The 21398-nt window shown below is 63.4% G+C and carries 18 protein-coding genes; 11 read left to right on the plus strand and 7 right to left on the minus strand.

Annotated elements, in window-relative coordinates; all coding sequences use genetic code 11:
• Positions 1-138 precede the first annotated feature (138 nt).
• Positions 139-915: a hypothetical protein gene (locus tag IVB22_RS38285; RefSeq protein ID WP_247522312.1), complete on the plus strand. Its 777-nt coding sequence runs from the start codon at positions 139-141 to the stop codon at positions 913-915.
• Between the two features lie 224 nt (positions 916-1139).
• Here the strand turns inward: IVB22_RS38285 and IVB22_RS38290 are convergent, their stop codons facing one another.
• Positions 1140-2558 (minus strand): FAD-binding oxidoreductase, encoded by a 1419-nt coding sequence (locus IVB22_RS38290; RefSeq protein ID WP_247522313.1) that lies wholly within the window; start codon positions 2556-2558, stop codon positions 1140-1142.
• Positions 2559-2703: 145 nt separating this feature from the next.
• On the opposite strand from IVB22_RS38290, the gene IVB22_RS38295 reads away from it, so the two are divergent.
• Positions 2704-3189 (plus strand): thioesterase family protein, encoded by a 486-nt coding sequence (locus IVB22_RS38295; RefSeq protein ID WP_247522376.1) that lies wholly within the window; start codon positions 2704-2706, stop codon positions 3187-3189.
• Positions 3190-3197: 8 nt separating this feature from the next.
• On the opposite strand, the gene IVB22_RS38300 is transcribed toward IVB22_RS38295, so the two are convergent.
• Positions 3198-4769 carry a helix-turn-helix domain-containing protein gene (locus IVB22_RS38300; RefSeq protein WP_247522314.1) on the minus strand — a complete coding sequence of 524 codons (1572 nt, stop codon included), beginning with the start codon at positions 4767-4769 and terminating at the stop codon, positions 3198-3200.
• 159 nt (positions 4770-4928) lie between these two features.
• Here IVB22_RS38300 and IVB22_RS38305 point away from each other — a divergent pair, with 159 nt between their 5' ends.
• Together IVB22_RS38305 and IVB22_RS38310 are read left to right on the plus strand one after the other, a co-directional pair.
• Entirely contained in the window at positions 4929-5771 is an 843-nt protein-coding gene (locus IVB22_RS38305) for a class I SAM-dependent methyltransferase (RefSeq protein ID WP_247522315.1), read from the plus strand.
• 71 nt (positions 5772-5842) lie between these two features.
• Positions 5843-6682 (plus strand): alpha/beta fold hydrolase, encoded by an 840-nt coding sequence (locus tag IVB22_RS38310; RefSeq protein WP_247522316.1) that lies wholly within the window; start codon positions 5843-5845, stop codon positions 6680-6682.
• Between the two features lie 40 nt (positions 6683-6722).
• Here IVB22_RS38310 and IVB22_RS38315 read toward each other — a convergent pair whose 3' ends face one another.
• Positions 6723-6896 carry a DUF1328 domain-containing protein gene (locus tag IVB22_RS38315; protein WP_247522317.1) on the minus strand — a complete coding sequence of 58 codons (174 nt, stop codon included), beginning with the start codon at positions 6894-6896 and terminating at the stop codon, positions 6723-6725.
• Positions 6897-7183: 287 nt separating this feature from the next.
• Here IVB22_RS38315 and IVB22_RS38320 point away from each other — a divergent pair, with 287 nt between their 5' ends.
• The 4 genes from IVB22_RS38320 to IVB22_RS38335 all read left to right on the plus strand — a co-directional run bounded on the left by IVB22_RS38320 (position 7184) and on the right by IVB22_RS38335 (position 12730).
• A complete protein-coding gene (locus tag IVB22_RS38320) occupies positions 7184-9826 on the plus strand; it encodes an ATP-dependent helicase (RefSeq protein WP_247522318.1) in 2643 nt (880 codons plus the stop codon).
• A gap of 140 nt (positions 9827-9966) precedes the next feature.
• Positions 9967-10890 (plus strand): ABC transporter ATP-binding protein, encoded by a 924-nt coding sequence (locus tag IVB22_RS38325; RefSeq protein WP_247522377.1) that lies wholly within the window; start codon positions 9967-9969, stop codon positions 10888-10890.
• Positions 10887-11648 carry an ABC transporter permease gene (locus tag IVB22_RS38330; RefSeq protein ID WP_247522319.1) on the plus strand — a complete coding sequence of 254 codons (762 nt, stop codon included), beginning with the start codon at positions 10887-10889 and terminating at the stop codon, positions 11646-11648. Before IVB22_RS38325 ends, IVB22_RS38330 begins: the two co-directional genes overlap by 4 nt.
• A 281-nt stretch (positions 11649-11929) precedes the next feature.
• A complete protein-coding gene (locus IVB22_RS38335; protein ID WP_247522320.1) occupies positions 11930-12730 on the plus strand; it encodes a L,D-transpeptidase family protein in 801 nt (266 codons plus the stop codon).
• Positions 12731-12773: 43 nt separating this feature from the next.
• Here the strand turns inward: IVB22_RS38335 and IVB22_RS38340 are convergent, their stop codons facing one another.
• The 3 genes from IVB22_RS38340 to IVB22_RS38350 form a co-directional block, all read right to left on the minus strand.
• Positions 12774-13232 (minus strand): DUF6691 family protein, encoded by a 459-nt coding sequence (locus IVB22_RS38340; protein ID WP_247522321.1) that lies wholly within the window; start codon positions 13230-13232, stop codon positions 12774-12776.
• Positions 13233-13235: 3 nt separating this feature from the next.
• Positions 13236-13661, minus strand: a complete 426-nt coding sequence (locus tag IVB22_RS38345; protein WP_247522322.1) for a YeeE/YedE family protein — start codon at positions 13659-13661, stop codon at positions 13236-13238.
• A 63-nt stretch (positions 13662-13724) separates the two neighbouring features.
• Positions 13725-16010, minus strand: coding sequence for a fused MFS/spermidine synthase (locus IVB22_RS38350; protein ID WP_247522323.1), 2286 nt, complete (start codon positions 16008-16010; stop codon positions 13725-13727).
• Between the two features lie 167 nt (positions 16011-16177).
• Between IVB22_RS38350 and IVB22_RS38355 the strand changes: the two genes are divergently transcribed.
• Positions 16178-17779, plus strand: a complete 1602-nt coding sequence (locus IVB22_RS38355) for an NAD(P)/FAD-dependent oxidoreductase (protein WP_247522324.1) — start codon at positions 16178-16180, stop codon at positions 17777-17779.
• 328 nt (positions 17780-18107) lie between these two features.
• Entirely contained in the window at positions 18108-18998 is an 891-nt protein-coding gene (locus tag IVB22_RS38360) for a 50S ribosomal protein L11 methyltransferase (protein WP_247522325.1), read from the plus strand.
• Positions 18999-19002: 4 nt separating this feature from the next.
• On the opposite strand, the gene IVB22_RS38365 is transcribed toward IVB22_RS38360, so the two are convergent.
• Positions 19003-19191, minus strand: a complete 189-nt coding sequence (locus tag IVB22_RS38365) for a hypothetical protein (RefSeq protein ID WP_247522326.1) — start codon at positions 19189-19191, stop codon at positions 19003-19005.
• 191 nt (positions 19192-19382) lie between these two features.
• On the opposite strand from IVB22_RS38365, the gene IVB22_RS38370 reads away from it, so the two are divergent.
• Entirely contained in the window at positions 19383-21218 is a 1836-nt protein-coding gene (locus IVB22_RS38370) for an aminopeptidase P family protein (protein WP_247522327.1), read from the plus strand.
• Positions 21219-21398: the final 180 nt, after the last annotated feature.

The following is a 21398-nucleotide window of genomic DNA, read 5'->3' on the forward strand; positions in this document are numbered from 1 at the left end:
AACGAACCTGCCCTCTATCAACCTAGGATAGATATGATATGTCAACACTCGGCATTGCTTCCACTGTGGAGTTGCCCGCGCCGAGGAGCCCGCCGCCAAACACTGCAACGAGACCATTATCGATCTCTGAAGCCTCTCATGGGTAAGATCGAGTTCGAACCAAAAGCGTTGGTGCTGCCTGATCTTGATGCTGGAAAGATGCCTCGTATGAAATACCTGTCAGCTTGTGTTCTGCTTCTACAAATCCTAGCGTTCGTTTTGGGAACGATTTTTCTCTTTCAGCAACTCGGGTACGTCATCGGAGCAGGCGCTTGGTTCTCCCATCTAGGAAGGCTCGTTGCTGCTTTAGCGCCCTATTTAATCTTGCCCATTGGCATCATTCTATCATTTCTGCTCCACAGAAATGGAAGCTACCGTGCTGCAGCGTCGTTACCATTAGTTCTGCTGACCGTTGCCGCCTTCGCGGGGCAAATTCATAACGCGGTCGTGCCTGACCCCATCTTGGATAACTTTGGACCAAGGCCTGCCCCATATCCGGGCTTTCTCATTCTGCCTCCGGGAGAGGCGCCGCCGGGCTTTCAAGAAGTTTCTCATCGCTATACGAAACAGGAGTACGAAATCAAATTCAGAAAGATGCAGAACGATAATCAGATCGATCTGGATATATTCGAGAGTCCCATTACACAGTTCCTTTATTCACAATCAAAGCTAGTTCGTGAGTTCGATTATCAAGGAATAACCGGCCACGTGTACGCATACAGTGGCAAAAGGGGCAAAGAGATGACTCTCGTCTGGCTCAATCCCCCCAAACAAAGGATTTCGATTTCTCTGACGCAGAGCGCTGGCGATGACTATTCGCCGGAAGATATCATCAACGTCCTTAAAAGCATGAAACCTGCAACAGGAAACCCCTAGCGCCGATCCACAAGCCAGCGGGCGTTGCCGTGATTCATCGCCGGAGTTCGGCGCTTTGCAGGTTCAGAGCTGAGGTCCGCTCCGGGTCATTTTCGACGGATTCAGTGGAGGTTGTCGGCTGGTTGATGTCCGCTTTGCCTCGAAAGCACGCCGAAGCCAGGCCTTGGCTAGGGGCGTTGCGTTTGACCAGGCTGTGGCTGCGCGCTAATGAGCCCACGCCCTGGCTAGTTCACCGGCACGATCTTGCCGGGATTGAAAATGTTCTGCGGGTCGAGCGCCTGCTTCAGCGCGCGCATGGCGTCGATCGCCTCGGGGCCAAGCTCGGCCTTGAGGTATTTCTGCTTGCCCTGCCCGATGCCATGCTCGCCGGTGCAGGTGCCGCCCATCGATTGCGCCCGCTCGACCAGGCGATGCATGAAGTCCTCGCCGCGCGCCATTTCCTCCGCATTGTCGACGTCGCAGACCAGCGAACAGTGGAAATTGCCGTCGCCGACATGGCCGACGATCGGCGACAGCAGGCCGAGCCGCTTCAGATCGTCTTCGGTCTCGGTGACGCAATCTGCCAGCCTTGAGATCGGCACGCAGACGTCGGTCGCCACCACGCCGGCCCCGGGCCGCAGCGCCTTCACCGACCAATAGGCGTCATGCCGCGCCTGCCACAGCTTGGTGCGGTCCTCCGGCTTGGTGGTCCAGGTGAAATCGCCGCCGCCGCATTCCTTGGCGATCTCGCTGAAATTCCTCGACTGCTCGGCCACCTCGACCTCGCTGCCATGAAATTCCAGAAGCAGCAGCGGCGTCTCCGGCAGGGTCAGCTTCGAATAGGAATTGCAGGCGCGGACCTGCTCGGCGTTGAGCAGTTCGATCCGCGCGAGCGGAATGCCGGTCTGGATGGCGAGGATCGTGGCCTGACAGGCGCCGCGCACGGTCTCGAACGAACAGGCCGCGGCTGCGATCGTCTCAGGGATACCGCGCAGCTTGATGGTGAGTTCGGAGATGATGCCGAGCGTACCCTCGGCGCCGACGAACAGGTGCGTCAGGTCGTAACCGGCCGATGATTTTTTCGCCCGCGTGCCGGTCGTGATGATCTCGCCGTCGCCGCGCACCACCTTGAGCGCCAGCACATTGTCGCGGATAGTGCCGTAACGCACCGCATTGGTCCCTGAGGCCCGCGTCGAAGCCATGCCGCCGAGCGAAGCATCGGCGCCGGGATCGATCGGGAAGAACAGCCCCTGGTCACGCAGATGCTCGTTCAGCGCCTTGCGGGTCACACCCGGCTGGATCACGCAATCAAGGTCCTCGGCGTGAACTTCGAGAATCTGGTTCATGTCGCGCAGGTCGATGCAGACGCCACCGGCCGGCGCGTTGACCTGGCCCTCCAGCGAAGTGCCGGTGCCGAAGGCGATCACGGGAACGCTATGTTTGGCGCAGATCCGCACCACGTCCTGGATGTCCTGGGTTTCCTGCGCCATCACCACCGCATCGGGCGGCTGCGTCGGCAGCCACGTGGTGGTATGGGCGTGCTGCTCGCGCACCGCCTGCGAGGTAATCAGCCGGTTGCCGAATCGCGCCGCCAGCGCCTCGACCGCGCTTGCCAGCGCCTGCGGCTCCGGCCGCTTCACACTACCTGATATCGTCGTCGCCACGCCAAATTCCTCCGGATTTGAGCGGACCGTGGCAAAGGATATAAGGGGGGTCAAGAGACCCGTAAAAACAAAGGGATGGATGATGACGACCGCTGCCGCCGCCAAGGAAAACTTGAAGGATAATTTGCAGGACAATTTGAAGGATATGCCGTTACCGCCGGCTCCGTTCCTGTCCTCGGTGATGCAGATCGAACCGCAATGGATCGACTATAACGGCCACCTCAACATGGCCTACTACAACGTGATGATGGACCGCGCGATCGACGAGATGTGGCTGCAACTCGGGATCGGGCCGGCCTACATGAAGGAGCGCCACAGCTCGACCTTCACCGCCGAATGCCATGTACGCTACATACGCGAGATTCACCTCGGCGATCCCGTTCAGATTTCGGTTTATCTGTTAGGTCATGACGAGAAGCGGCTGCACACGTTCGAGGAATTGCGGCACGCGACCGAAGGCTGGCTCTCCGCGACGTCGGAAAACATGACGCTCCATATGGACATGAATGCGCGGAAAGTGGCTCCCTTCCCGCCGGACATTTACGCCCGCGTCCAGGCGGTGGTGGATTCGCATGCAGCCGTGCCGCGGCCCGAGGGGACCGGCCGCAAGGTTGCGATGCCCCAGAAATAGGTTTCGGTTCAGGCCGGCAGCCCGGCCTCTTGCAGGGCCCCGAAAACCAGGTCGCACTGGCTTGGCGGCAGCGGCGGCATGCCTCGCTCCACCTCCGACACCGTGAGATCGGGATAGTGCTGCCGCAGCGCACCGAGGCTGCGGCGGGCCAGCGGCCCCTGCCCCGCGAGCACATAGGCGGGGCACAGGGTACGATGCACCCAGCTTGCCGAGGGATGTTCGGCCAGCGCGCGTTCCTGCCAGACGGCCGCATCGGCATATTGGCCGGCGTTGAAATGCGCGCAGCCGATTCCGACCATGCTGTTGAAGGCGAGCGGATCGTGCGGCGCGAGGTCGAGCGCGATCTTGAAGCGCTCGATCCCGGATTGCGGGTCACCCTTGTAGACGTCGATCCATCCGCTGCGGCTCCACGCCCAGGCAGATCCGCCGTCGACCGCAAGCGCCTTTCGAATGACGACATCCGCGGCGTCGACCTCGTTGAGCAACGTCAATGCATTGCCGAGAACCGCGAGCACCGTGGCATCGTTGCAAAGCGTGCTCGCTTTGTGCGCCAGCTCGAGGCTGCGGGCGCGCTCTTCCCGTGGTGCATGCGTGAAGTGATAGACAACGCGCTGGACATGCGCCCAGGCCGCCAGTGAAATCGCCAGTGGATGATCGGGATCCAGATCGAGTGCGCGCTCCAGCAGTTCGAGAGCGCGGGCATTGCCGTCGGCATCGAGCGACAATACGCCCGGCATGGCGCGCAGGGCGAGATCGCGCGCGCTGAGGCAACTCGCCGGTTTTCGCAAGGCGCGATCGATCTCGGCGACGCGCAGGCATGGCTGCAGCGCCGCAGCGATCCTGGTCGCGAGATGTTCTCCGGTTGCGGTTTCGTCGCGCGGCACCCCGTCGGCGCGATGGGCCCAGAGCTGGCCGCCGGTTTCAGTGTCGATCAGCCGGAAGATCAGGCGCGTCTGCGGACCTGATCCCCGCATCGAACCGGTCAACTGATAGCCCGCCGTCCGCGGGCTGGATGCGACCGAAATCCCGGCGCGGGTGAGTGCGGCGGCAATATCGTCGGCGATATCGGCCGCAATCTCCAGATTTTCTGTCGCCGCCTCGATCGCCCCGAAGGCGACCGCCGGCCGGTCCCGCGCCGATCCAAACAGCGAAGGCATGGCGCCGAGCGTGGCCGTGAACACCCCCTGCCGCTTCAGCGTCTGCGACGGCGTCTCGCCATAGCGACGGCGATACGCGATCGAAAACCGGCCGCAATGGGGAAAGCCGCAGCGCAGCGCGACATCCATGATCGTGACGCCGGGCGCTCCCTGCAGCAGCTCGCGGCGGGCGCATTCGAGCCCGATGTCGCGAAGCACGGCGCGCGGGGTCTTGCCGACAAAGCTGAGGAACTGGCGCTGCAAGGTTCGGCCGGAAGTGCCGGCGATGGCAGCGAGTTCCGTCAAGCGCCAATTGTGGCCGACATTGGCGCGCATCGCGTCCAGCGCCCGCCTGACACCGCGCGGCACCGGCGACGTCGCCGATGAAATGCGTTGTGGAATGTCTTGTGAAATGACTTGTGAAATGTCCTGGCCAGCAATCATCCGCAACTCCGAAGGCCCCTGGTTGTGAGTCCTGGGAACAGCGGAAAGGTTCACGTTCGGGATAGCCGTGTCGCGAAGTGGATAGCCGTCCGGCGGTCCTCGGGCCTAAAGCCCGGACCACGCCGAACCGTCAACCCCACGCCTCCAAGGAGGAAGCCCATGGCTACATCCGCTGCCGTCAAGAACGAACAACCCGGCCAGATCGACCTTTCCGCACTCAAGACCAAGCAGCACGGCGCCTGGTCGTCCGGCGACTATGCCATTGTCGGCACCACGTTGCAGATCGTCGGCGAAGAGCTGTGCGAGGCCCTCGATCTTAGGGCCGGCCAGAAGGTGCTGGATGTCGCCGCCGGCAACGGCAACGCGACGCTGGCCGCTGCGCGCCGCTGGTGCGAGGTGACCTCGACCGATTATGTGCCGAGCCTGCTCGAACGCGGCCGCGCGCGTGCCGCGGCGGAAGGCCTGTCGGTTCAGTTCAAGGAAGCGGATGCCGAGGCCCTCGACTTCGGCGATGCGACTTTCGATACCGTGCTCTCGACCTTCGGCGTGATGTTCACGCCGGACCAGGATCGCGCGGCTTCCGAATTGCTGCGGGTATGCAAGAGCGGCGGCAAGATCGGCCTCACCAACTGGACGCCGGAAGGCTTTATTGGCCAGTTGTTCAAGACGCTCGGCAAATATCTGCCGCCGCCTGCCGGCGCGAAATCGCCGGCGATGTGGGGAACGCAGGCGCGCATCACGGAGATGTTCGGCGCGTCGGCAGCCTCGATCAAGGCCGAGAAGCGTCACTTCACGTTCCGCTACCGCTCGCCGATGCACTTTCTCGACGTGTTCAGGAACTACTATGGCCCGACGCTGAAAGCCTTTGCCGCGCTTGATGAAACCAACCAGCGCCAACTCGCCGACGATATCCTGAAACTGATCGCATCGATGAATCGCGCCGAGGACGGCACCATGGTGGTGGCGAGTGAGTATCTGGAAATCGTCATCACCAAGCGATGATTCAACTGTGACGCGGCGACGGCCCCAACGGGCCGCCGTCCGTCGGTGGTGTCCACGAAGGAGCTTCCGAGATGATTTACCAAACGCCCGGGCTCATCGATTACCAAGAGACCGGCAAGGGCCCGACCGTAGTGCTCGTGCCGGGCTCATGCAGCACCGGCGCGGCCTGGCGGCCGGTCATGGCTCATTGGCAGGGCCAGTTCCGCTGCGTGACCACCAGCCTGTTGGGATATGGCGGTACCGCCGAGCGCCGCGCCGCAGATGATACCGATATCGCCCATGAGCGCGAAATCCTCGAGTCTGTGATTCGTCGTGCAGGCGGCCCGGTGCATCTCGTTGGTCACTCGTTCGGCGGATTGACGGCGCTTGCAGTCGCACTACGGGGGCGTGTTCCGCTGCTCAGCCTGACAATCGCCGAAGCACCGGCCATGGAAATCCTGAAAGAAACCGGAGAGCAGCAGCACTATGGCGCTTTCCGGAACATGTCCCGCGCCTATTCCGATGCTGTCATGCGCGGCGAAGCCGATGCGATCGCGCGAATGGTCGACTTCTACGGCGGCGCCGGCACCTTCGCCGCCTGGCCGCAGCGCGTTCGCGACTACGCCATCGAAACGACCTCTGCGAATTTGCTGGACTGGAAATCGGCTTATGGTTTTCGACTAACACCCATGTCACTGGCGACCGTGAAAATTCCCACGCTCGTCATATGGGGTGAAACCAGTCATCCGGCTGTACGTCAGGCGAACGATTGCCTGAGTCGATATATCCCGCGCGCCGACCGCGCCACGATTGCCGGCGCGGCTCATTTCATGATCGCGACCCACCCGAAGCAGTTTGCGGACTTGGTGGCCCGTCACGTCGGCCAGTCCGGCCTCGGGCAGTCCAGCCTTGAACTGGCCGCCGCGCGCTAGCTTTTTGCGCGCGGCACCAGCCATTGGTTGCGCCGACTGGCTAGACGTTGGTTCGTCCGCGCACCAATCCGACCACGGCGGAGATCAGAAACAGGATCACGGCGATAAAGAAGATCGCCTTGGCGATTTCGACGGAAGCGCCGGCGATGCCGCCGAAGCCCAGAATACCTGCGATCAACGCGACGATCAGAAACGTAACGACCCAGCTCAGCATGACACGACCTCGATTGGCTGTTGCTCGCGACGGTGGTGACTGAAGCGCCACGCATCGCCTGCAGGAACAATCCGGGCCGGGAATGATGGTTCCGGGCGGCAAAACCGCGAAATTTGACGATTCCGGCGGAACAAAATCGCAGCCGCGCCTCGAAATCCGGCTTGCAAAAGCGCCGGGATAAAACCTGTCAAAACGGCCGGACAGGCCCTATATGGCCCTTAATCCTTGCTATGAAGGCTCCCCTTTACCGCCTCACGGTGCCATCGTGGGGCCAAGACGATTCGAGCATGACCGAGCCGAGCAAACTACCCCATCGCGGCGTCCCCGAGCACCAGCCAGCGGCTGGCGGTATCGCCGCGCGTGCGCGGGCCGCGGCCGGCCCGCAATATCTCAACGGCCTTAATCCCGAACAGCGCGATGCGGTCGTGACGCTGGACGGACCGGTTCTGGTGCTCGCCGGCGCCGGCACCGGCAAGACGCGCGTGCTGACCACGCGGATCGCCCACATCCTGAGTCAGGGCCGGGCGCGGCCGCATGAAATCCTGTCGGTGACCTTCACCAACAAGGCCGCGCGCGAGATGAAGTTGCGCCTCGGCCAGATGCTCGGCCAGGCCGTGGAAGGCATGCCGTGGCTCGGCACCTTCCACTCGATCGGCGGCCGCATCCTGCGTTTCCACGCCGAACTGGTGCAGCTCAAATCCAATTTCACCGTGCTCGATGTCGACGATCAGGTGCGGCTCTTGAAGCAATTGCTGCAGGCCGAGAGCATCGACGACAAGCGCTGGCCCGCACGCATGCTGGCCGGACTGATCGACGGCTGGAAGAACCGCGGCCTGACGCCCGGCCAGGTGCCGGCGGGTGAAGCCGCCATGTTCGGCAACGGCAAGGGCGGCAAGCTCTACGCCAGCTACCAGGAGCGGCTGAAGATTCTCAACGCCGCCGATTTCGGCGATCTGCTGCTGGAGAACATCCGGCTGTTCCGCGAGCATCCCGACGTGCTGCGGCAGTACCAGAACCGGTTCAAGTTCATTCTGGTCGACGAATACCAGGACACCAACGTCGCGCAGTATCTATGGCTGCGGCTGCTGTCGCAGGCGCCGTCGCGGCCCGGGGTACCGCTTTCCGCGATCATTCCGGGGGCCACGGACCCCGCCGTCATTCCGGAGCGCATCGATCCCGCCGTCATTCCGGGGCACGCCGAAGGCGTGAACCCGGAATCTCGAGCAGGCGAAGACTCATCTCCAGATTCCGGGTCTGCGCTTTCAGCGCAACCCGGAATGACGACGGCTGCGGCGCCCGCCTCCCCCCTCAAGAACATCTGCTGCGTCGGCGACGACGATCAATCGATCTATGGCTGGCGCGGCGCCGAGGTCGACAACATCCTGCGCTTCGATCACGATTTTCCCGGCGCAAAAGTCATCCGCCTCGAGCGCAATTACCGCTCCACCGGCCATATCCTCGCCGCCGCCTCGCATCTGATCGCGCACAACGAAGGCCGTCTCGGCAAGACGCTGCGCACCGAGGATGTTGACGGCGAGAAGGTAACCGTGACCGGCTCCTGGGATTCGGAAGAGGAAGCCCGCGCCATCGGCGAGGAAATCGAGGAGCTGCAACGCTCAGGCGAGAACCTTAACGAGGTCGCGATCCTGGTGCGGGCCTCGTTCCAGATGCGCGAGTTCGAAGATCGCTTCGTCACGCTCGGCCTGCCCTATCGCGTCATCGGCGGTCCCAGGTTCTATGAGCGCGCCGAGATCCGCGACGCGCTGGCATACTTGCGCGTGATCAATTCACCGGCCGACGACCTCGCCTTCGAGCGTATCGTCAACGTGCCCAAGCGCGGGCTGGGCGACGCCACCGTGCAGATGCTGCACGACCACGCCCGCAAGCGCCGCATTCCCCTGTTCGAGGCCGCGCGCGCCGTGGTCGAAACCGACGAGCTGAAGCCGAAGGCGCGCGGGAGCCTGCGCGATCTCATCCTGCATTTCGATCGCTGGCGCGCGCAGCGCGAGGTCACTGCGCATACAGAGCTGGCCGAAATCGTGCTGGACGAGAGCGGCTATACCGAGATGTGGCAGAAGGACCGCTCGGCCGATGCTGCCGGCCGGCTGGATAACTTGAAGGAACTCGTGCGCTCGATGGAAGAGTTCGAGAACCTGCAAGGCTTTCTCGAACACATCTCGCTGGTGATGGACCGCGACGGCGGCGCCGAGGATGAAGCCGTCTCGCTGATGACGCTGCACTCGGCCAAGGGGCTCGAATTCGACAACGTCTTCCTGCCCGGCTGGGAAGAAGGCCTGTTTCCGAGCCAGCGGACGCTCGACGAACAGGGACGCGCCGGTCTCGAAGAAGAACGACGCCTCGCCCATGTCGGGCTGACCCGCGCGCGCCGCCGCGCCAAACTCTACTTCGCCACCAACCGCCGCATTCATGGCACGTGGACGACCACGATCCCGTCGCGCTTCCTCGACGAATTGCCGACGACCAATGTCGAGATCACGGAATCCAAGGGCGGCTCCGGCTGGGGCGGCAGCGGCGGCTACGGCCCCTCACGTTTCGACAACGTCGAATCCTTCGGCTCCAGTTACACGACGCCGGGCTGGCAGCGCGCGCAGGCCAATCGCAACCGTGGCCAGAGCGGTCGCGGACAGGCCCGCGGCGGTTTCGAGGAAAGCCAGTCGCCATTTTCAGGCTCGCGCAGCGATGCCTTCTCTGGCGGCTTCTCGCGCAACAAGCGCGGTCCGATGGTGATCGAAGGCGAACTGGTCGCAAAATCCACCGGCACGGTTTCGGAATTCTCGCTCGACGACCGCGTGTTTCACCAGAAATTCGGTTACGGCAACGTGGTGAAGATCGACGGCAACAAGCTGACGATCGCGTTCGAGAAGGCCGGCGAGAAGAAGGTCGTCGATAGTTTCGTCGAGCGGGCGTAGGGGGCGCTTTTCTCCGTCCGACGCATTGCGGAACGCGCCTCGCGTTCTTATCTCCCGGTTCCCACCCCTTCCCCGCGTCGATCCGGCCGAAGCGCCGCTGTGTCGTTCGCCCATTTCCGTTTCAGACTGCCATGCTCGCGATGACTCCCATCATATCCGTCTCAAATCTCTCAAAAACCTACGGCTCCGGGTTCAAGGCGCTGAACGGTATCAATCTGGATATCAAGCGCGGCGAAATCTTCGCGCTGCTCGGGCCGAACGGCGCCGGCAAGACCACGCTGATCAGCATCATCTGCGGTATCGCCAATTTGAGCGAGGGCAGCGTTACGGTGGATGGCCATGACATCAACCGGGATTATCGCGCCGCGCGCTCGCTGATCGGGCTGGTGCCGCAGGAACTGCACACCGACTCCTTTGAAACCGTATGGGCGACCGTCAGCTTCAGCCGCGGCCTGTTCGGCAAGCCCAAGAATCCAGCGCACATCGAAAAGGTCCTGAAAGACCTGTCGCTGTGGGACAAGAAGGATTCCAAGATCATCACGCTCTCCGGCGGCATGAAGCGCCGCGTGATGATTGCGAAGGCGCTGTCGCACGAGCCGCAGATCCTGTTCCTGGACGAACCGACCGCCGGCGTCGATGTCGAACTGCGCAAGGGCATGTGGGAGGTGGTGCGCACACTGCAGGCCTCCGGCGTCACCATCATCCTGACCACGCACTACATCGAGGAAGCCGAGGAGATGGCCGACCGCATCGGCGTCATCAACAAGGGTGAGATCATTTTGGTTGAAGACAAGGCCGGGCTGATGCAGAAGCTCGGCAAGAAAGAGTTGAAGGTGCATCTGCAAGGCAGGATCGATGCGATCCCCGCCTCGCTCGCCGCCTACAATCTCGAACTGTGCGACGATGGCCACGCGGTGATCTACGACTACGACACCAAGGGCGACCGCACAGGCATCACCAGCCTGCTCACCGATCTCCGCGATGCTGGCATTCGCATCTCGGACCTCGATACCCGCCAATCTTCCCTCGAAGACATCTTCGTCAGCCTGGTGAGGGCGCCATGAATTACCGTGCGATCCGCGCCATCTATTTGTTCGAAATGGCCCGCACCTGGCGCACGCTGCTGCAGAGCATCGTCTCGCCGGTGGTCTCCACCTCGCTTTATTTCGTGGTGTTCGGCGCCGCGATCGGCTCGCGCATCACCGAGGTCGAGGGCGTCAGCTATGGCACCTTCATCGTGCCGGGGCTGGTGATGCTGTCGGTGCTGACACAGAGCATCGCCAACGCCTCGTTTGGAATCTATTTTCCGAAATTCGTCGGCACCATCTATGAAATACTGTCGGCGCCGATTTCCTATTACGAGATCGTCATCGGCTATGTCGGGGCTGCCGCGACCAAATCCATCATCCTCGGCCTTATCATTCTGGCCACCGCGGCGCTGTTCGTACCACTGCATATCCTTCATCCCTGGTGGATGCTGACCTTCCTGGTGCTGACCGCGGTAACCTTCAGCCTGTTCGGCTTCATCATCGGCATCTGGGCCGACGGCTTCGAAAAGCTGCAGATGATCCCGATGCTGATAGTAACACCGCTGACCTTTCTCGGCGGCAGCTTCTACTCGGTGAACATGCTGCCGTCGGGCTGGCGCACCATCACCCTGCTCAATCCGGTGGTCTATCTGATCTCGGGTTTCCGCTGGAGCTTTTACGAGATCGCAGACGTCAGCGTGGCCCTGAGCCTCGGCATGACGCTCGGCTTCCTCGCCATCTGCATGATCCTGGTGTGGTGGATTTTCCGGACCGGTTACCGGCTGAAGAATTGACGGAGGGTCAGTAGCCCGGATGGAGCGAAGCGCAATCCGGGATTCCCGCGATCGGGCGAAGTCCCGGATTACGCTTCGCTCCATCCGGGCTACGGTCTTCCGCTCGCGAAAAAGTCAGCGCCACAGCAGGCCTGCGCCGTCCTAACGCCTTGTTTGCGCCGCGGCTGATGTTAACGATTGCGAGCGCGGGCCACTGGAACCAGTGCCGGTTTCCGGGCATATTGGATGCCGGGGACGGAGAGCCGGCAGCTTTAGTACAGGGCCTGGAGGCCAAAGGTAAAATGCGTTCCTTCCTCATTGCCGTCACTGCCCTGACGCTGTTTGCGGCGGGCACAGCCCAAGCCAAAGTCGCCATATCAGTCGACAAGGACAACCAGCAGATGACCGTCGCCGTCGACGGCGTCGAAACGTACCGGTGGCCGGTGTCGTCAGGCCTTCCCTCCTACGAGACGCCGAACGGCAGTTTCCGCGCCTTTCGCATGGAGGAGGACCACTACTCCAAGGAATTCGACGAGGCGCCGATGCCGCACTCGATCTTCTTCACGAAGATCGGCCACGCCATCCACGGCACAGATTCCGTCAACCGTCTCGGTTCTCCCGCTTCGCATGGCTGCGTGCGGCTGTCGCGCGAGAACGCCGCAAAGCTCTTTGCACTGGTCAAGGAGCAAGGCGTGCTCAACACTACGGTGACGCTGTCCGGCTCGTCCCAGGTCGCGCTGGCGCGCAATCCGCGGCCGCGCACCAACACCGCCGTCGCCCGCCGCGCGCCGCTGCCGCAATATGAGCAGCAATACGACTCCGCCGCCGGCGATCCCGTCGTGATCACGCCGCCACAGCAGCGCGTGGCGCCGCAGGCGCGGGCCGATGACGGCTATATCTATCCCGCCGATGGTTCTTCGAACGAAGCGCGCTACCCCGCGCCACCCAGCCGCCGCGTCTACGACACCCAAGCTTATCAGCAGCAGCAGCAGCCGCAGCAGCAATATTACGGCAACCGCGGCTATGTGCCGGCGCCGCAGGGCTACTACTATCAACCGCGGCAGACTTATCAGCAGCGCGGGCTGTTCACCTACCAGGACTAGCCGGCAGCTTCATCGCGGTCGCGCACGGCCGCAAGCCGTCATTTCAGCCGTCCGTCGCACTCGCCAGCAGACGTTCGCGTTGCGCCGTCAGCCGCGACTGTTGCCAGGCGTCGTGAGCCACCATGCCGGCGGCCATCGCGACCACGAAGACGATGACCTCCGGCGACAGCGTCGCCAGGCTCTCCAAGGCCGGCCCCGGGCATAACCCGACAAGGCCCCACCCGATTCCAAACAGCGCTGCGCCCGCAACCAGCGGTAGATCGATTCCCGATTTGCCCGGCCGAAAATATTGCCCGGCAAACCAGGGCTGCGCACCGCGATCAGCCAACCTGAAGCCGGGCACCGACACTGCGAGCGCCGCAGCCATCACCACCGCGAGACTCGGATCCCACGCGCCGAAGATATCCAGGAAAGCCAAAACCTTTGTCGGCTGCACCATGCCTGAAATCAGCAGGCCCGCGCCGAAGATCAGGCCGCAAATCAAGGGAGCGATGATCCACATGGCTCAACCTCCCAACACATGGCGGGTGACCGCCACCGTGATGACCGCCGTCACCATGAAGACGATCGTGGCGGCGATCGAGCGCGGCGACAGCCGTGCTATTCCGCAGATACCGTGACCGGAGGTGCAGCCGCCGCCAAGCCGGGTGCCGAACCCCACCAGCAGTCCTGCTGCGATAATGACGGCCCAACTCGATGGCAGCTTGGGCTGCGCCATTCCGTGGCCGATCAGGCCGGCGATGACGGGCGCGAGAATGAGCCCGGCGATGAAAGCGATGCGCCAGCCCTTGTCCTCGCCGCGCAAATTCAACAGGCCACTGAAGATGCCGCTGATGCCGGCGATCCGCCCGGTCGACAACATCAGCAGGACAGCGGAAAGCCCGATCAGCACACCGCCGATCGCGGCCGATACGGGAGTGAAATTGGCCATGACGGGTTTTCCTTCGTTGGGGCGTGCTCAATCATAGGCGCGCCTTGCCTGACCGCAACCCGTCTATTCCTCACTATTTCTGAGCCGTCGCCATACCGCGCCCAGCACGTTGGAATAATCGTCGGTCCAGACACGCTGGTGATCCTCGGCCTCGGTCAGCGTCCATTTATCCGACGACGCCAGCTTGCCGACGTCGGCCTCTTCGCGCGCCGAGACCACGACCGAGGTCGAGAAGATGTATTCATTGTCGCGGCCGGAATCCTCGCTGTAGACCCAGCTCTTCAAGTCGTTGGCGTCGGCGATGCCGACGACGACGCTCGACAGTTCCAGATGCCGGTTGGAGACATGCATCACGACAGCTCCCTGCGGCGCCAGCTTGGACTTGTAAATTTCCATCGCCTCTTCGGTCGCCAGATGAATCGGGATCGCATCCGAGGAATAGGCGTCGACGATGATCAGATCGTAGACGCCGTCGGGCTCTCGCGCGAAGGTCAGCCGCGCATCGCCGATCACGGGTTCGAGATTCGGCTCGCAGACCTGGATGTAGGTGAAATATTTCGGGTCGCGCGCAGTATCGACCATTGTCTGGTCGATCTCGAAGAACTTCCACTCCTCGCCGGGCTCGGAGGCGCAGACCAGCGTGCCGGAGCCGAGCCCGATCACGGCTACCCGCAGCGGGGCGCCCTTGCGCTCGCGGATCGCCGTGATCGCCTGACCGATGCCGCCATCCTTGTGATAGTAGGTGATCGGCTCCGGCTGGCCGGTGACCGGCGTGCCGTCGTCGTTCTTGAATTTTTCCGCGCCATGGATCGTGGTGCCGTGCATCAGCACGTGATACTGGCCGTTCGGCGTCACCACGATCTTGTGGACGCCGAAGAAGCTGCGCACGGTCTCCACGCGCCCCTCGTCGGTGGGATACATCCGGATCAGCACCAGCGCCAACGTCACCACGGCGGCCAGCTTCCAGCGATCCGCCTTGAGCAGGATCGCCAACAACATCGAGACGGCCGCAACTGCGGCTACCACGTAGACTCGATTGGTATCCAGCCATGTGAAGATTTTGCCGCTGCTGTAGGACGGCGCGATCAGCGCCACCGCAGCGATGGCCAGCAGTGGCCAGAACCAGCGGGTCCATTGCGGCCACCGCTCGGCGACCGGCGGCCGGCACAGCACCGCCAGCGCCACCATGATCGGATATTCCGCGACCCAGGAGAACGTGAACGGCGCGATCAGTCCCGCGAACAGTCCGCCGACCATGCCGCCGAACGACAGCGCGACATAGAAACCAGTGAGATATTTCGCGGCGGGGCGGGTGCGCGCCAACTCGCCATGACAGGCCATCGCAATGATGAAGAAGCAAAGCTGGTGGCCGCCGAGCGTCAGCAACAGGTTCTGCTCGCCGCCTATCGCCAACAGCAGGATCACCCCCATGATCGCCAGCGGTTGCAGCATCAGCATGAACTTGTGCGGCAACAGCGGGCGCGACTGGAACACCAGCACCCACGTCAGGAGATAGAGCGACAGCGGCAGCACCCACAGCAGAGGCGCGGCGGCGACATCGGTGGAAATATGGGCGGTCACCGCGATCAGCAGCCCCGACGGGACGGCGGCAAGGAAGATCCAGCGGGCGCGCAAAATCCATGACGGCGCTGGCGCGTCGGTATCGTCGTCCGGCATGTTCAGCTTTGCCGCATTCGCCGGCGAGCGCAGCAGCAACACGCCGCAGGTTGCGATCAGCACGATCAGCAGGCCGTAACCGCCGGTCCAGATCAGGTTTTGCGTGCGCAGCGTGAACATCGGCTCCAGCAGCACTGGATAGGACAGCAGCGCCAGGAAGCTGCCGATATTCGAGGAAGCGTAGAGAAAGTAAGGGTCGGGGCCGTTGGGGTGGCCGGTGCGGACGAACCAGGCCTGCAGCAGCGGATTGTTGGCCGCCAGCGCGAAGAACGGCAGCCCGATCGACACCGCAAAGAGGCCGAGCAGCCAGAGCGCATAGCCTGAATTCGGCGGATCGCCCCACCCGCTCGAGATCGACAGCGGCAGCGTCAGCATCGCGACCGCGAGCAGCGCCAGATGGATCGCCACGGGAATCGCGCGGTTGCGGAGCTGCATCAGAAAATGCGCATAGGCATAGCCGCCGAGCAACAGCGACTGGAAGAACACCATCGCCACCGACCACACCGCCGGCGAGCCGCCGAGCCGCGGCAGCACCATCTTGGTGAACAGGGGCTGCACCGAAAACAGCAGCAGCGCGCTGACGAAGATCGCAGCGGTGTAGACGACCAAGACCAGCCGGTTCCGACTTTCGGAAGGCTGGTCCGCTGAAACGGACGGATAGGGAGAAGTCATCAAAACTCCGGCTGGAAACCGGCGGGCGCCGGTGGCGGGATGCCCGGCGGAGTCGCCGGAGGGGTGCAATGGAGCATAGGGCGACACGGCGAGCAATGCGGGATAAGAAAGCATGGATAGGGCGCGCCGCGCCCATCCCGATCAAACCTTCTTGAGCTGAAACTGGCATGAACGAGACGGACGTTGTCATTGTTGGGGCGGGGCATAACGGCCTCACTTGCGCCGCCTATCTCGCGATGGCCGGCCTGCGCGTGAAAGTTGTGGAGCGCCGCAAGGCGGTCGGCGGCGCCGCGGTGACCGAGGAATTCCATCCCGGCTTCCGCAATTCGGTGGCCGCCTATACGGTCAGCCTGCTCAATCCGCAGATCATTGCCGACCTGAAACTCGCCGAACACGGCCTGCGCATCGTCGAGCGCCGCGCACAGAATTTTCTGCCCGCGCCCGACGGCAGCTATCTTTTGACCGGCGAAGGCCGCACCAGGCAATCGGTGGCAAAACTCAGCGAGCGCGATGCGGCCACTATTGAAGCTTTCTCGCGCGAGCTGGAGGCCATCGCCGACGTGCTGCGGCAATTCGTGCTGCGCGCGCCGCCGAACATCGTCGAGGGCTTTGGGATCGGCGCGATCCGCGAAGCCTTCAACGCCATGGGCACCGCAGGCATCCTGCGCAAGCTCTCGCTGGAACAGCAGCGCAATCTGCTCGACCTGTTCACGTGCTCGGCCGGCGAGATGCTCGACGAGCGTTTCGAGAACGACCTGGTGAAGGCGCTGTTCGGCTTCGACGCCATCGTCGGCAATTACGCCAGCCCCTACGCCGCCGGCTCCGCCTATGTGATGCTGCACCATGCGTTCGGCGAGGTGAACGGCAAGAAAGGCGTGTGGGGCCATGCCATCGGCGGCATGGGAGCGATCACGCAGGCGATGGCGCGCGCCGCGCGCGGGCATGGCGTCGAGATCGAAACCGAGGCGAGCGTGCGCGAAGTGATCGTCGAGGGCGGGCGCGCCGCGGGCGTCATCCTCGACAATGGCGAGGCCATCCGCGCGAAATACGTCGTCTCCGGCGTCAATCCGAAATTGCTGTATACGCGGCTCGTGCCGTCGGGCGCGCTGGCGCCGGAATTCCTCGAGCGTATCGCGCGCTGGCGCAACGGCTCCGGCACCTTCCGGATGAATGTCGCGCTGAACGCGTTGCCTTCCTTCACCGCATTGCCCGGCGCCGGCGACCATCTCACCGCCGGTATCATCCTTGCGCCCAGCCTCGGCTACATGGATCGCGCCTGGCAGGATGCGCGCAGCCATGGCTGGAGCCGCGAGCCGGTGGTGGAAGTGCTGATCCCCTCGACGCTCGACGATTCGCTCGCGCCGGAAGGCCAACATGTCGCGAGCCTGTTCTGCCAGCATGTCGCACCGGAATTGCCGGACGGGAAATCATGGGACGACCATCGCGAGGAGGTCGCCGACCTCATGATTGCGACTGTGGATAAATTCGCGCCGGGCTTCGCGGCCAGCGTGATCGGCCGCCAGATACTCTCGCCGCTCGACCTCGAGCGGCAGTTCGGCCTGCTCGGCGGCGACATCTTTCACGGCGCCCTGACATTGAACCAATTGTTCTCGGCGCGGCCGATGCTGGGCCATGCCGATTATCGCGGGCCGCTGAAGGGCCTCTATCATTGCGGCTCGGGCGCCCATCCCGGCGGCGGCGTCACCGGCGCCCCCGGCCACAACGCTGCGCACGTAATCCTGGGCGATCACCGCGCGCTGTTCGGATAGGTTTCCCGCCGCTCGCATTCGGCTCCGGCATGCGGCTCGATGGGGACAATGTGTGTAAGGCCGGTGGATAACGACGGAAAAAGCCTGTGGATTGGTTGTCGAAAACTTGCCGGGGCGGCTGTGGAAACCTCACCGCAGCATCTGTGGAAAGCATCGGGATGCTTTCGCGAATAGCCGGTTGGCTAATGCCCCGCTCGGCTGTGGATATCCGGTGGAGATTGCGTGCGCAAACCCGGCCTATAAAAAGACGGGGCCGGCGCTTTGGCGCGCCGAACCCGAAACGCACCTTCCCCCAATCGACCCCTCCCGCTTTTCTCCAGGTCCTTCAATGACTTCCATCGCCCCTACGTACCGTGTCAGCTTTGCAATCGGCGACGAGCACACAGCCAAAGGCGTGGTCGATGCCCTGACCGAAATTTTTTTTGAGGGCGAGGCCGCAATCGCCGCGTTCGAACGGCCGGATGGCCGATGGGACGTCACGGTGCATTTTGCTGAGCCGCCCGATCAGACGCTGGTCCGCGAGCTTGTTGCCAACGCAGCCGGTGCAGAAGCCGCAGAGAGCATCACCTTCGACACGGTCGAGGCCAAGGATTGGGTCAAGGCCAGCCTCGAAGACCTCGTCCCCGTCCCCGCCGGGCGTTTCGTGGTTCACGGCCAGCATGACCGCGAGAGGATCGCGGCCAACAAGCTCGGCATCGAGATCGAGGCGGCGCTGGCATTCGGCACCGGCCACCACGGCACCACGCGCGGCTGCCTGCTGCTGCTCGATCATGTCCTGAAAGCCCGGCGTCCGCGCCGCGTGCTCGATCTCGGCACCGGCACCGGCGTGCTGGCGATCGCCGCAGCCAGGGCGCTGCATGAAAAGATACTGGCCAGCGATATCGATCCGCCCTCGGTGCAGGTCGCCCGCGAAAACGCGCGGCTGAACGTGTCAGGGCATCTGGTGCAGGCGATCCGCGCTACCGGCTTCGCGGCCCCGCAATTCGCTGATGCCGCGCCGTTCGACCTGGTGCTGGCGAATATTCTCGCCAATCCGTTGCGGCAACTGGCAGGGCCGATGGCGCAGCATCTGGCGCCATCGGCGCTGGTCATTCTGTCGGGCCTGCTGACGCACCAGGCGCCCGGCGTCATCGCGGCCTATCGCGCCCGTGGGCTGGTGCCGGTGCGGCACCTTCGCATCGAAGGCTGGAGCAGCCTGTTGCTGCGCAAGGTGAATTGAAACTCTATTCGGCTGGTCTGCGACGGTTGCGGGCGATCACGTGCTTTTCTTCCTTCAGCGACCGCTTGACGCGCGCTTCCGCGAACCGATCGAGGATCTGCACGATGACGCCGCGCTGCTTCTTGTTGGCGACCGGCGGGATCGGGCCGCGGTCGGCCGGTGGGGAAATCTTCTCAAACGTAAAAACAGGCATGGTGCATCCCCTCTTCGTTGAGTTGAAACACTCCCGGAGCCTCCCGGCTATCTTGAGCCGAACAGCCTGCACCCGCAAAACCGTTCGATCCGACTGACGCGGACGGATATATTGAAGCACGGATTATGCCAAATGGTGGCCAACTCCGCCTCATTGCGGACCGCTCCACCGAACTCTAAAGTGACCAGGCGATGTTCGAAGCTCATTTCCAGACATTCGAGGAACCCGAGAGCGGCATCGCGCTGACCGCGCGGCTGGGCACCTTCCGCGAGGAACTGGCGCGCCGGAAGCTGACGGGATTCGTGATTCCCCGCGCCGACCAGCAGCAAAACGAGTATGTCGCCGCCTCCGAAGAGCGGCTGGCCTGGCTCACCGGCTTCACCGGCTCGGCCGGCATGGCCATCGTCCTGACGCGCGAGGCCGCTGTTTTCGTCGATGGCCGCTATACGCTGCAGGCCGCCAAGCAGGTCGACCGCAAGGCCTGGCACATCGAGCCGCTGGCCGATCCGCCGCCGGAACACTGGCTGACCAAGCATCTCGTGGCCGGTGACCGCCTCGGTTTTGACCCCTGGCTGCACACTTCGGCGGCAACCGAGCGTCTGGCCGCCGCCTGCGCCAAGGCCGGCGCCGAATTGATCGCGGTGGACAGCAATCCCGTGGATTCGGTGTGGCATGAGCGCCCGGCCCCGCCGCTCGGCCCCGTCGCCATTCATGGCACGCAGTTTTCCGGCGAGATCGAGGCCGAAAAACTCAAGCGGATCCGGCTCGAGATGAGCAAGCTCGGGGTCGAGGCGCTGGTGCTGTCGGACAGCCACGCGGTGGCCTGGACCTTCAACATCCGCGGCGCCGACGTCTCGCACACGCCGCTGCCTTTGTCCTACGCGCTGGTGCCCAAGGACGGCCGCCCCACCGTCTTCATCGACCATCGCAAGCTGTCGAACCTGACGCGCGACCATCTCGAACAATCCGCCGATGTCCGGGAGCCCGACGCGCTGGTGCCTGATCTGAGCGAGCTCGCGCGCAGCGGCGCCGCGATCGCCCTCGACAGCGCCACCGCCGCGGACGCGCTGAGCCGTCTGATCGCAGGCGCCGGGGGAAAACCGGTGCGCGGCAACGATCCGGTGAGCCTGCTGAAGGCGGTGAAGAACATCACCGAGATCGAGGGCACGCGGACCGCGCACAGGCGCGATGCTGTGGCGCTGACACGTTTCCTCGCCTGGATCGACCGCGAGGCACCCTCCGGCTCGCTGACGGAGATCGACACCGTCGAGGCGCTGGAAACTTTTCGGCGCCAGACCTGCGCGCTGAAGGATGTTTCGTTTCCCACGATCGCGGGCACCGGGCCGAACGGCGCGATCGTGCATTACCGCGTCACCCGCAGGAGCAACCGGCGGATTTCGCCCGGCGACCTCCTGCTGATCGATTCCGGCGCGCAATATGAAGACGGCACCACCGACGTCACCCGCACGATCGCGATCGGCAAGCCCACCGACGAAATGCGCGACCGCTTTACCCGCGTGCTGCGCGGGCACGTCGCGATCGCGCGCGCGATCTTTCCCGACGGCACGACCGGCGCACAGCTCGACTCCTTTGCACGGCAATTTTTGTGGCAGGCCGGCCTCGATTTCGAGCACGGTACCGGCCATGGCGTCGGCAGCTACCTTTCGGTACATGAAGGCCCGGCGCGCATTTCTAAACTCGGCACCACGCCGCTGAAGCGCGGCATGATCCTTTCCAACGAGCCCGGCTATTACAAGACCGACGTCTATGGCATCCGGATCGAGAACCTCGAACTCGTCATCGGCACCGACGTGCCGGGCGCCGAGAAGCCGGTGAATGCATTCGAGACGCTGACGCTGGCGCCGATCGACCGCCGCCTGATCGACGTGAATATGCTGAGCGCGACGGAACTGAAATGGCTGAACGATTACCACGAACGCGTCAATCGCGCGGTGCGCCCGCATCTCGACGACAACGCCACGAAACTGTGGCTGGATGACGCGACGGCAGCGATGCTGCCGCTTTGATCGTCATCCTCCGCTGTCGTCCTCCGCCACCGGGTCGGCGCGAAGCGCCGCCCGATGACAGGCTCCGGCGGGGGACCCAGTACGCCGCGGCCTATCGGTTCAATCGCTGACTTCCCTGGAATACTGGGTCACCCGCCCCTGTGCGCAATTGCGCACAAGGCGGGTGACGACGGCGGAACT

It is taken from the genome of Bradyrhizobium sp. 190 (assembly GCF_023073415.1).
Taxonomy (GTDB): Bacteria; Pseudomonadota; Alphaproteobacteria; order Rhizobiales; family Xanthobacteraceae; genus Bradyrhizobium.

Coding starts and splice junctions, on each gene's coding strand:
- IVB22_RS38365 (WP_247522326.1), bottom strand. CDS start 19,191: ATGCCTGTTTTTACGTTTGAGAAGATTTCCCCACCGGCCGACCGCGGC.
- IVB22_RS38340 (WP_247522321.1), bottom strand. CDS start 13,232: ATGTGGATCATCGCTCCCTTGATTTGCGGCCTGATCTTCGGCGCGGGC.
- IVB22_RS38300 (WP_247522314.1), bottom strand. CDS start 4,769: ATGATTGCTGGCCAGGACATTTCACAAGTCATTTCACAAGACATTCCA.
- IVB22_RS38350 (WP_247522323.1), bottom strand. CDS start 16,010: ATGACTTCTCCCTATCCGTCCGTTTCAGCGGACCAGCCTTCCGAAAGT.
- IVB22_RS38345 (WP_247522322.1), bottom strand. CDS start 13,661: ATGGCCAATTTCACTCCCGTATCGGCCGCGATCGGCGGTGTGCTGATC.
- IVB22_RS38355 (WP_247522324.1), top strand. CDS start 16,178: ATGAACGAGACGGACGTTGTCATTGTTGGGGCGGGGCATAACGGCCTC.
- IVB22_RS38310 (WP_247522316.1), top strand. CDS start 5,843: ATGATTTACCAAACGCCCGGGCTCATCGATTACCAAGAGACCGGCAAG.
- IVB22_RS38325 (WP_247522377.1), top strand. CDS start 9,967: ATGACTCCCATCATATCCGTCTCAAATCTCTCAAAAACCTACGGCTCC.
- IVB22_RS38295 (WP_247522376.1), top strand. CDS start 2,704: ATGCCGTTACCGCCGGCTCCGTTCCTGTCCTCGGTGATGCAGATCGAA.
- IVB22_RS38285 (WP_247522312.1), top strand. CDS start 139: ATGGGTAAGATCGAGTTCGAACCAAAAGCGTTGGTGCTGCCTGATCTT.
- IVB22_RS38370 (WP_247522327.1), top strand. CDS start 19,383: ATGTTCGAAGCTCATTTCCAGACATTCGAGGAACCCGAGAGCGGCATC.
- IVB22_RS38315 (WP_247522317.1), bottom strand. CDS start 6,896: ATGCTGAGCTGGGTCGTTACGTTTCTGATCGTCGCGTTGATCGCAGGT.
- IVB22_RS38330 (WP_247522319.1), top strand. CDS start 10,887: ATGAATTACCGTGCGATCCGCGCCATCTATTTGTTCGAAATGGCCCGC.
- IVB22_RS38360 (WP_247522325.1), top strand. CDS start 18,108: ATGACTTCCATCGCCCCTACGTACCGTGTCAGCTTTGCAATCGGCGAC.
- IVB22_RS38320 (WP_247522318.1), top strand. CDS start 7,184: ATGACCGAGCCGAGCAAACTACCCCATCGCGGCGTCCCCGAGCACCAG.
- IVB22_RS38335 (WP_247522320.1), top strand. CDS start 11,930: ATGCGTTCCTTCCTCATTGCCGTCACTGCCCTGACGCTGTTTGCGGCG.
- IVB22_RS38305 (WP_247522315.1), top strand. CDS start 4,929: ATGGCTACATCCGCTGCCGTCAAGAACGAACAACCCGGCCAGATCGAC.